The organism is Cohnella thailandensis (genome assembly GCF_014212135.1).
Classification (GTDB): Bacteria; Bacillota; Bacilli; order Paenibacillales; family Paenibacillaceae; genus Cohnella; species Cohnella thailandensis.
Window position 1 is genome coordinate 76,419 of record NZ_JACJVQ010000018.1, and the last position, 11,124, is coordinate 87,542.

The 11,124-nt window shown below is 55.1% G+C and carries 9 protein-coding genes; all 9 read right to left on the minus strand.

Annotated features, from left to right (window positions below):
* Positions 1–5: 5 nt before the first annotated feature.
* The 9 genes from H7B67_RS20665 to H7B67_RS31145 all read right to left on the minus strand — a co-directional run bounded on the left by H7B67_RS20665 (position 6) and on the right by H7B67_RS31145 (position 10,926).
* Positions 6–467: a CtsR family transcriptional regulator gene (locus H7B67_RS20665; protein ID WP_185121761.1), complete on the minus strand. Its 462-nt coding sequence runs from the start codon at positions 465–467 to the stop codon at positions 6–8.
* Positions 468–868: 401 nt separating this feature from the next.
* Positions 869–2,035 carry a GNAT family N-acetyltransferase gene (locus H7B67_RS20670; protein WP_185121762.1) on the minus strand — a complete coding sequence of 389 codons (1,167 nt, stop codon included), beginning with the start codon at positions 2,033–2,035 and terminating at the stop codon, positions 869–871.
* 76 nt (positions 2,036–2,111) lie between these two features.
* The gene (locus tag H7B67_RS20675; protein ID WP_185121763.1) at positions 2,112–3,143 is read right to left on the minus strand and encodes a mannose-1-phosphate guanylyltransferase; all 1,032 of its coding nucleotides are present in this window, start codon (positions 3,141–3,143) and stop codon (positions 2,112–2,114) included.
* Positions 3,144–3,809: 666 nt separating this feature from the next.
* Entirely contained in the window at positions 3,810–5,465 is a 1,656-nt protein-coding gene (locus tag H7B67_RS20680; RefSeq protein WP_185121764.1) for a glycoside hydrolase family 53 protein, read from the minus strand.
* 109 nt (positions 5,466–5,574) lie between these two features.
* On the minus strand, positions 5,575–6,402 hold the full coding sequence (locus H7B67_RS20685; RefSeq protein ID WP_185121765.1) for a sugar ABC transporter permease: 828 nt from the start codon (positions 6,400–6,402) through the stop codon (positions 5,575–5,577).
* 44 nt (positions 6,403–6,446) lie between these two features.
* On the minus strand, positions 6,447–7,352 hold the full coding sequence (locus H7B67_RS20690) for a carbohydrate ABC transporter permease (protein ID WP_185121766.1): 906 nt from the start codon (positions 7,350–7,352) through the stop codon (positions 6,447–6,449).
* A gap of 24 nt (positions 7,353–7,376) precedes the next feature.
* Entirely contained in the window at positions 7,377–8,639 is a 1,263-nt protein-coding gene (locus H7B67_RS20695; protein ID WP_185121767.1) for an extracellular solute-binding protein, read from the minus strand.
* Between the two features lie 50 nt (positions 8,640–8,689).
* On the minus strand, positions 8,690–9,763 hold the full coding sequence (locus H7B67_RS20700; protein WP_185121768.1) for a glycoside hydrolase family 53 protein: 1,074 nt from the start codon (positions 9,761–9,763) through the stop codon (positions 8,690–8,692).
* Positions 9,764–9,936: 173 nt separating this feature from the next.
* Positions 9,937–10,926 (minus strand): LacI family DNA-binding transcriptional regulator, encoded by a 990-nt coding sequence (locus H7B67_RS31145; RefSeq protein ID WP_185121769.1) that lies wholly within the window; start codon positions 10,924–10,926, stop codon positions 9,937–9,939.
* Between the last annotated feature and the right edge of the window lie 198 nt (positions 10,927–11,124).

Sequence of the window (11,124 nt, forward strand, 5' to 3'; positions counted from 1 at the left end):
CGCCGCTACTTGGACAGCAAAGCAACAAGCATGGCTCTCAGCAGCCTGGCGCGGAGCTCGTCTCTTAGCGGAAGCTTGAGCTGAATCGTGTCCCTGGACATGGCCGCCTTAAGGAGATGAGCCTCTCGGGGAGTCAGGAAACAAGCTTCCTCCAGCTGATAAACCAAGCCTTCCGCCGCGGTTTGATCGATCTGATCGCCTATCGTCAGCTGAATGTGCCGCTGCACCGCTTCCAGATTGGGCAGATCCACGCGCTGGATGCGAATGTATCCGCCCCCGCCTCGCTTGCTCTCGACGTAATAACCCTTCTCGAGAGTGAATCGCGTACTGATGACGTAGTTGATCTGGGATGGAACGCAGGAGAACTTCTCCGCGAGATCGCTGCGTTGAATCTCGATGGCCCCACCCGGGCTGCTCGACAAAATCTGCTTTAGGTATTGTTCAATCAGATCCGAGATGTTGCGCATCGACCGACCTCCCTTCCGAAGCTTGACTCTGACTTTGACTTTCTTTGACTATATACTCATTATAATCACTCTTGCACGAATTGCCAAGTGGCTAGAAGTTCTGCTGCCGATTCCTTTGGATTGAAGCGGTTCCGGGCTTTTTTTACCCGCGGCGCAGAACCCGGCCGACAGTACAAGTATAGACAAATCCGCCGCATTTTATCGGACGGACGCGCGTCTAACCCTTCGGATTATTAGGGTATTCACGATTCCCCGATTGGATAAGGAATCTCCTTCATGAAGGATCCGGAGAACCGTTCTCCTCGCTTATTCTTACCCGGTTCCTTAGCCGCGTTAACAGCCGTTAAAGCAGAACGGCGGGCGAGAACGAAGTTCGTTCTGCCTGCCGCTTATTCTTGCCTTTAGAAAAAGTCGGGAAGAAAGGGGGTATGGGCGGGAATCCTCCGTTCCAGCAGCTTAGCGGCCTCCGGGCTCCCGGCGAGCAATCCGCTGCGGTAAAGCCACTGGGGCCTGCGGTTGCCGAGAAGCATCGCCGCCAGCGCGCGGATATGGCAGCTTGCCTCCGCTTCGCCTTCCGTCGCCGCCGCGCTGGCCGTGCCGTCCTTTTCCCAAGTAATCTTAAAGACGTTATGATTCCAAGGAGCGTGCTCGTCCGTTACCCGAATCGTCAATTCTTCGTTAGCCGGAGCCTCGGCGAACGGATATTGGCGGACGAACCCTTCCACATCCACGATGCGGGACATGAAGTAGGAGTGAACCTCCTGCCTGACGCCGCGCGGGTCGGGCAGGAGAAAGGATAAGCCGTCGTCGATCGGAGCTTCCAGCCGAATCGTCTTCGCCATGGAATCGTGATTGGCCAAGAAGGTCCACAAGGCGGATCGGGCCTCTTCGTTCAGCGCCGCCCAGTCGCGAACCGTCACGACGCCTTCCTTCGCCTCGTAGAAGAGATATCCCTCCAAGGCCCCGCCTTCATTCCTCCACGCGGATACTCTTCCCGGCTTAACCAGAACCCGGTTCGCCCACCAGTCTGCATCCCGTTTTAACGCTCCCTGATAGGTAGAGGCGAACGTCTCGTACAGCTCGTTTAACGATTCGCCCCGCTTGTCGATCGCTTCCATTCGTCCCGGCTCGTCCTTCCGTTTGGGCAATAGGGCCGTCTCGACTTCATACTTCTTCTGCTCGATGGTCAATTCCCAACCGAACTTCCGATAGAACGGGACGGAGAACGGATGCAGCATGCTGATCGTCTGCCCCTGCTCTCGCATATGCGACAGCGAGTTCGCGAGCAGCTGGGTCACGCAGTTCATCCTTCTCGCTTCCGGCCATGTCGATACGCCGGCGATCCCGCCCATTTTCAATGCCCTGCCTCCGACCCAACACTCCAGAGGAAGAATGGTCAGCTGGGAAAGCAGCCGATCCTGCTCGTCGAAGGCTCCCCAGCTCTGCTCCGGACGGAATTTCTCTCTCTTCGCGTCCCGCTCGTCCGCGGACAGACGATATTGAAAAGCGAACTCGGATAACGAAATCTGTTCGTCGAAGTCTCTCTCCGTAAGCTGACGGATTTGCATTCGGCACCTGCTTCCATTTTCCTCCTATCTTACCTCATTGCGAGAGGGTCTGCATCCGGGTCTCAGGTCCAATGCCTCATTCCCGCAAGTTCTCCTTGCGATTCTCAATCCGCTGTACGATCGCCTTCAGGGCCGACTCCTTCTCTTTGCTGCTCACGAGGAGCCCTTGAGGCGACGAGACGATGATCAGGTCCTGAACTCCGATGACAATAGCCGGGCGATCCGCGATGACGATATTGTTGCTGCTCTCGCTCGTTTCCACGGGTCCCTGCAGGATATTTCCTGTCGCATCCGCGCTTTTGACTCTCTCAAGCGACGTCCAACGTCCCATATCGTCCCACTCGAAGGACACCGGGATTGTATACAGCTCATCGCTCTTCTCCAAAACGGCATAGTCGACCGATAGGCGGGGCAGCTCGCCATAGATCGCTTCCAGCCGATCGCCGGCCTCCTCCATCTTCTTCCACATGTCTGGCTGATATAGCTCCATCGCTCGCTTGATGGTTGACGGCTTCCAGATAAGAATACCGCTATTCCAATACACGTCGGGCGCGCAAGCCAGCTGGCGGGCCCTTCCTTCATTCGGTTTCTCGATAAAAGCCTTAACCTTGGAGATCCGTCCGACCGCAGATCCCCTCTCCGCCTGAATGTAGCCGAAATTGGTCTCTCCCCGGGTCGGAACCACGCCGAGAGTCACGATCGAGCCGGAAGCCCCCGCGAACTCCGCAGCTAGCGTCAGTGAGTCCATTAAGGCGCCCGTATCCGGTATATTCTGATCCGACGGAAGGCAGACCATGACCTCGTCATCTTGTTTCTTTAGAAAATGCAACGCGGACATCGCGACGCAAGGACCGGTGTCTCTCTGCTGCGGTTCGCTGATCAATCGGTTCTCTTCCAACTCCGGGAGCTGTTCCAGGACCAGGGAACGGAATTGGGCGGCGGTCGCGACGAAGATCCGGCTTTCGGCGACCCGGCTGGCAAGGTTGCGGTAAGTCGTCTGCAGCATCGATTCGCTCGACGCCAGGGAGTGGAACTGCTTAGGTCTCCCTTCGGTGCTCTGCGGCCATAAGCGATTGCCCCGCCCTCCCGCCATGATCACGAATTTCATTTATCAGATCTCCTCCGATCAGGATCAACGATCCGCTCATCCCGTTACATTTCCGATATATCCAATATTGTATGGACAGCCCAGTGTTCCGGCATGGATGATCACCCTTTGCGGGGAGCCTAGTTTAGCTAACCACGCTCCTGGCTTCCTACGACTCCATGCAGAGCGGCCAAGAGTCGAAGTTTCCTTGCTTTGTTTGTTTGCCAAACTAATTAAGTGTGGATGCTATTCGAAAATGGATTATTCCGCTGTATGAGTTGGGGGAGAAAAGGACCGAATGGACGTCTAATGAGCGTAGAGGGGAGGCTATGAAGCTGTTGTCGCAGATGAGGAGTCGACTTGGAAGGGAGAGTATGTACGAAGGTTGAGAAGAATCGAGCAATCGAGTCTAGAAACATGCTCATTCTCAACTTTCATCCTATTTTAAGGTTGCCATCAGGCTGCGTTAATCGTCGGCGGATAAGATTAGGACATGCCCACCCCTTCTGATATATAAGTTTACCTTCGCCCGCGGCTTCGATTGCCGCGGGTCTTTTTTTGTGGGCTGTACTCAAGAAGAGGACTTTTACCCTATTCTGCAATCGAGGCGCATCGAAAAAGCCCGAAATACGGAATCAACCGCGTCCCGGGCCTTGCTTGGGGAAGATCCGCCGCTCTAAAGAATAGTTATTCCACTTTTCTAAACATAACCTTATCCAGGTTAAGCCAATCGTTCGCCCCGGCTGCCGTATAGATGCCGATCTCGCACGTCCCGTTGGTAACCTCGATATTATCGATGGTGAAGAGGTTCCAGTTGATATCGCTCGTGCCGATTGTCGCGTTTAACTCCGAGCCTCCGTAATTTTTGGCGTAGAGCTGCAGCGTCGTTTGATCCCCGTTCGTCATGGCCCATACGCTGAACGAATATGTTCCGTTCTCAAGCCCGGTAAAGGTCTTGTAGATGGAGGCGCTATAGCTCGACGAATTCCAGAACGTCAGCTTGTAATCGCCGTCGAAGGCGTAGCCGCTCTCCGTCTTGACGGTCGTGGCGGAGACGCCGCTCGGAAGCCACACGTTCCAGCCGGATGGGGTATTCGTATACCCGTCGACTTCGAAGCTCGGATTGGTCACGAGGTTCGGAGCGGGCTCGTTCAAGAGATTCATGGAATCGAGGGCATTCCCGTCAAAATCGAACAGCGTCAAATTATCCCACGTATTGGTCGGAGTTACGGAATCGTTGGCGTACGCCACGCCGGCCGCCGTTCCCCAGACCGCATCTTCCACCGGCAGCCAGGTCGGCTCCCAATAGAAATAACCGAGCCCTCGGCTGTCCGGGACATTGAGGATGATGGACTCCAGATCGTTCATGAAGTCGAACTGGCCTTGAGGCGTCGCAGGGTAACCCGCGATGTTCTCGTCGCCGCTTATAAATACGTTGCCCGCTCCGTCGCCGTCGTCAAGGGTGTGGGCGTAGGCGGTCTCCACGATCAACACGTCCTTGTCGTATCTCTTGCTGATATCGTTAAGATTGTATTGCAGATCGGTCATGGTTCCGTGCCACATCGGATAGAAGGAGAGACCGATAATATCGAAGTCAAGATTCGGCTCGGCGTCGAGCAAGTTGCCGAACCACCAGAGGTAGAGACCGTTATCGCCGCCATGGTCGAGGTGGAGGATGATCTTGGCATTGGAAGCCGACGAATCCCTCACGCCGTCGATGGCGCTTCCGAGCAACTCGGCCAGGTCGGAGAAGTCGTCGTTGCCGTCCCCTACCTTGCCGTCGTTATGCAGAATTCCCGTAGGGATCTCATTGCCCACCTGAACCATGTCGGGAACGATGCCCTCGTCCGCGAAGTCGTCGAGCGTGTCCTTCATATAATTGTACAGCGTCGACTTCAAGCTGGAGAAGGAAAATCCGACCCAGGCCTTCGGCTTGATCTGCTTGGACGGGTCCGTCCACCAGTCGCTCAGATGGAAGTTGATCAAGATTCCCATTCCCAGCTCATCGGCTCGTTTGGCCAGAGCCAGAGTCGTCTCGAAGTCGTTGGTCCCCCCGCCGTAGGGGTTGCCGGTCGCATCGTATGGGTCTACCCATAGCTTCAGTCTCACGTAGTTGGCGCCGTTGTCGTGGAGAATCTCAAGCGCGTCGCCCTCGACGTTGTCCGAGTAGAATTGCCCGCCGAGGTCTTCCACCATGCTTAGCATGGATACGTCGACGCCTCGGATAAAATCGTCGTACTCTTCCGCGGAGGCGGGAGCAGGAGCGTTTATGCTTCCCCCAAGCAGAATGGCAGCGGCGAGCACCGCCGTCGCCGTCTTTTGCAACCGTTTTCTCAACATCATTCAAACCTCCTCTTATTCGGTCTCCTGTCACTTGCCTTCTGATACGCACGTACCTGCCGGCAGACTCCAATCGAGTCGGACGATCACCTCCTTCCGGGAGGAACGGTCGTCAGCCCTTGACCCCGGTTGCGGCCAGACCGTTCTGAATGAATCGCTGCATGAACATAAACATGACCATGATCGGCAAGGACGACAGCACCGCGGCGGCCGCGAATAACGTCCAGTTCGCCGCGAACTGATTCGTGATAAAGGTCTGAAGGCCGAGCGCCAGCGTGTGATTGCCCGGCTTATTCAGGAAGACCGAGGAGATCACGTACTCGCTGTACGACGCGATGAAGGAGAAGACGAAGATAACCGCGAGCTGAGGCCGCGCCAGCGGCAGAATGATTCGGGTGAACACGACCCGATGGCTGGCCCCGGATACGAAGGCCGCCTCGTCGAGCTCCTTCGGAATCGTATCGATATAGGCCTTCAGAAGCCAGATGTTAAAGGCGCTTCCCCCCGCCAACACCAGGATCAGGGCGAAGACGCTGTCCGACAGCCCGAACCGATAGATGAGAATGTAATAGCCCGAGACCGCCATGCTGCTTGGGAATACCTGCAGCACGAGCAAGGTCATCAGCCCGTTCTTCCTTCCGGGGAAGCGCAGGCGAGAGAATGCGTAAGCCGATGTACTGGTCAGGAATAGTTGGATAAGCGACACCCACAGGCAGATCTTGAGGGAATTGCCCACCCATCGCATAAAGTCGGTCTCCGAGATCAATCGCTCGTAATTTTGTGTCGTGAGAGCCTTGGGGAACAGCGTGGCGCTGAAGAAGCTCTGTCCTTCGGAGAAGGACGCCATGAATATCCAATAGGCCGGAAACAAAGTGCAAAAGATGGCGATCCAGATCACCAGCCGGCTTATCCATAGGCCCGTCCGTTGCGTCCGCTTCATCGTACCGCCCTCCCGTTTTCCAATCCGATTTGCCCCATGCCGATCTACTCCTTAAATGCCCCGGAGAGCCTGAGATTCACAAGGGTCAGGATTCCGACGATGATAAAGATGAAAATGCTGAGCGTCGCCGCCAGATCGTATCGGTTCGACCAGGTGGTCATCTTATAGACCATGCTGGCCAGAATGTCCGTGCTGCCGGCGAATTGGGAATTCACCTTGGCCGGTCCGCCCTGGGTGATCATGTAAATATTCCCGAAGTTATTGAAGTTCGCCGCGAACGAAGCCACGACCAACGGAATGCTTACCTTGAACATAAGGGGCAGAGTAATCCTGCGGAAGGCATACCACTTCGATGCGCCCTCCACGTTGGCCACTTCGTAGAAGGTGGGCGAGATGGACTGCAGCCCTCCCATGCACACGTTCAGCATATAGGGAAAGCCTAGCCAGACATTGACGAGAATAATTCCCGCCCTTGCCCAGAAAACGCTCGTCAGCCAGGGAACTCCCTCAATGCCGAACGTCTCCAGCAAATGGTTGATGCCGCCGTATTGTTCATTGAGAAGGCCTTGCCAGGACAGAATCGCGATGGTCGCGGGTAAGGCCCAAGGAATAATAAGAAGGGAGCGGTAAATCCCGGACTCCTTCATGTGCGGATTGTTCAGCAATACGGCCAGGCCCATGCCCACCGCATAGGACAAGACGGTGCTGAGAAGCGCGAAGCCTACCGTCCAGCCCAATACGGAGAAGAACACATTCTTGATGGTGCCGTTCAGCAGGGTCTCGTAATTCTTCCAGCCGACGAGGTCGTAGGAGTCCAGATGGTACATGTTGTAGTTGGTAAAAGAGATATAGACGGTGTAAGCGACCGGCAGAAAGGTCAGTACGAAAATCGATATCAGCGCCGGCGACAAATAAGCATACGCAGTGAGGTTACTCTTCGCTTTTCTCATTCGGCTGTCTCCTGACGAGCTTGCCTACGAACCGGAATGCATAAGCTCGATGGCTTCCTTGAATTGCGAATCGATATACTTGGCGGCTTCCTCCGGCGACAGCTTGCCTTGGAACATCAGGCGCATATTATCGGTATAAGGTGTCCACAATTGCCCCAGCTCCGGAACGGAAGGAAGCGGTTCTCCGTTGGCAATCTGCTTCATGAAGCTCTCCGTTGTCGCATCCATGTCGATCTGCTGTTGAACGCTTAACTTGGCCGGAATGCGGGCTCCCACTTGATACAGTTCCGCGGAAGCCTCGTCGATCAGGTACCGGTAGAAGTCCCACACCGCGTCCTTATGAGTCGACTTGGAGCTTACGAAGCCGACCTGGGTTCCTACCGGGGTCACGAAGGGCTTCCCGTTCAGGGCCGGCATCGGAACGACCGCGAAGTTCACGCCCGCGGAGGCGAAGGCGTCCACGTCCCAAGGACCGCCGATGTAATAGGCCGTTTCCCCGTTCTCGAACGCGCTTCTGGCGATATCGAAGGTGATGTCGGACGAGATGAAGCCTTCGTCAGCCATCTTCTTGATATAACCGTAAGCCTGAACCGCGCCGTCGTTGCCAAGTCCGATGTCTTCGATGTCATAGGCTTTGTCCGCCCACTTGAAGATGTAGCTGTCGAAGGCTCTGACGAAGCCTAAATCGTAATAGATGCTTGTCGCATCGAACTTGACACCGCCGCTTGTCTTGGCAGTCTCGAGCAATTCGTCCCAGGTCGCCGGGGGAGCGGATACCTTGTCGGTATTGTAGAACAGCGTGACCGTCTCCACCGCAATCGGAACCCCGTACCGCTTGCCGTCCACATAGCTGGCCTGAACCGCCGCATTGACATAATCGCTGTCGTTGTAGAAGTCGGCGGGTACTTCTTCCGCGAGATTGGCGGTTACGAAGCTGGCGAGCTGGTCGTTGGCAATGCCGAATATTCCGTCGGGACCGCCGGCGCTGTTCGTCGCCTGGGCGAATTGCTGAAGCTCGATGCTCGTCTGGACGACCGTCGCTTTGTTGCCCGTCTCCTCCGACCACTTGTCCGCGTACTTCTGAAGCAATTCCGCTTCTACCTGGAAGTTGGTCCATAACGTGATGGATTCGCCCCCCTTCCCGGAAGTGCCGCTTCCTCCCGCCGATTCGGCGGGCGGGGCCCCCGTCGCAGGCGCCGATTCCGAATTCGCGGAGTTGTTGCCGCACCCGGACAGAACGGCCAGACTCATTGCCGATGCAAGAATTGCCTGAAATACCTTTCTCACTGTCGTTCCCCCTTTATGAACTGCCTTCCTTGGTTCCGGCCCGGGCCGGATCAGAAATCCCTTATCGCCTGGAGAGCGGGAAGAGCGTTGCCTCGAAAATCGAACAAAGCAAGATTGGCCCATACATTCGCGGAGATGCCGTCATTGCTCAAATATTTTTTCCCCTCCTCCGTAGCCCACCTTGCCTCGCGTATATTGAGCCAGGTGGGCTCCCAGTAGAAGAAGCCGATGCCTCTGTTGTTCTCGACGGATCGGATGGCGCTCATCAGATCCAGCATGAATCGACTCTGTCCCTTCTCATCGATGGTGTACGGCACCGAGGCCGCATGCTCCTCGGTGAAAATCATCGCTTCGCTCTTGATCTTCTCCGTCGTGAAGGGGAATGCCGTCTCCGCGATAAGCACATCCTTGCCGTAGCGGGAAGAGATATCGTTCATGTTATGGGTGAGCTGCTCCAGCGTACCGTGCCAGAAGGGATAATAAGATAAGCCGATAATATCAAAGTCCAGTTCGGCGGCGGCCGCTGTATCGAACCATCTTCGATACAGCGAATTATCGCCGCCCCAGTCCAGATGGATCACGATGCGAATGGCGGGATTGTAGTCTCTGACCCCCTCGATGCCGGCCGCCAGCAAGCGGAACATCGCCGTGCTGTTCTCGAACCTTCCATCCGACCAGAGCAAGCCGTTGGTGATCTCATTGCCGATCTGAATCATACCGGGCAGAACTCCGTTACGGTCCAGCTCCTTTAACGTGTCAAAGGTATAATGGTACACGGCTCTCTCCAGAGCTTCGCCGGATAAGTCCTGCCACGCCTTCGGCTTGACCTGGGTCCCGGGGTCGGCCCAGAAGTCGCTGTAGTGCAAGTCCAGAAGGAATCCCATTCCTCTCCGCGCCGCTCTCTGCGCGAGTTTTATGGTTGTCGTAAGGTCGTTGGTACCTCCGCCGTATGGCTTGTTGTCGGCGTCGTAAGGGTCGTTCCACAGCCTCAGGCGGATATGGTTGACGTTGTAATCCCCGAGGATCTGAACGGCATCGCCTTCCTCTCCGTCATTGTAATATTGGGCGCCTAGCTGCTCGATTTCTGTCTGAACGGAAATGTCCATGCCTTTGATAAATGCCATCAACTTCACCTTTCAAATAAATTATTTATTTAATTATGGTAAATTATTTACTTGCAGTAATCTTAGCACAACCTCCTATATCTGTCAATTAAAATTTGTAACCGCTTTCCGACGAAGTCGCATTTCTTTTCCGCGTATAAAAAAAGACCGCCGGTGAGCGGTCGCAGCAACAGTCAGCAGCTTCTCCTGAAGATCGGGGTGCCGTTTATATAAACGGTCTTGGTCGTGGTCCTGTTCTTTAGCACGCGCTCCATCAGCAGGTCCAAGGCGGAGCTGCATATAATCGAGATGTCGATGCGGAAGGTCGTCAGCGGCGGAGAGACATACTGGGCGATGCCGATGTCGTTGATGCTGAAGAAGGAAACCCGGCCCGGAATCTCCCACTGCCGCTCGTTAAATGCCTGAAGGACGCCGATCGCGAGCGCGTCGCTGGCCACGCAGAACGCGGTCGGCATGGCATCCTGCAGCTTGTTTATCGCATCGGCGCCGATGCGATATCCTTCTTTGACGGTAAAAGCATCCGCAATGAAAATCTGTTCTTCCCTAAGAAGATTGTAATAGGCCATCGTCTGGCGGAAGGACCACTCCCGAACGTCCATGAGGGGCTTATGGGTGACCATCTCGTAATCGGGGCCCCCGATGAAGCCAATGCTCTTGTGGCCCTTCGTGACGAAGTAATCGACGATCTGCCTCACCATGGAGTCTTGATTGGCCTGGACGCTGTCAAACAGGCTTTCGTCGGGCCGCGTATTGATAAACACGCCCTTGCGCGTTATTCGCCTGAGATGCTCGATCTCCTCCATGTCGAACCAGCCGATCGCAACGAATCCGGCCATATCCTCTTTAACCGCCGCAATGCCGTCCCGCTTATCGTATCTGACCAAGCTCATGTTCCGGCTCTGCGCCTGGCTTACAATCTCGTTCAGAATGGATTCGTTAAAAATATTGTCGAGCTCCTCGCCCTCTTCGATCCAGTAAAGCAAGGCGATATTATCGATTTTGGGATTGATTTTCTTCTTGGTATAGCCGATCTCATCGGCCGTCTTAAAAATCGCGGCCCTGGTTTGTTCGCTTACCGATATCTTGGGATCATGATTCAGTACCCGCGAAACGGTCGCATTGGAGATGCCCAGAAGTTCAGCTATTTGCTTGACGGTAGCCATTCGAATCCTCCCAATATCCCGGTTAGGTAAATACTTTACTTCTAAATTTACCTTATGTCAAATAGGAATGTGTTGCACCTTCCGCCAACCGACATTCATCGTCTAGAAGAGCTCTTATATCCCAATGCAAAAAGCACCCATCGCTGGGTGCTTTTTCTGCTTGTCGGCTTGGCAACTTCCTACTCTCCCAGGACCCTG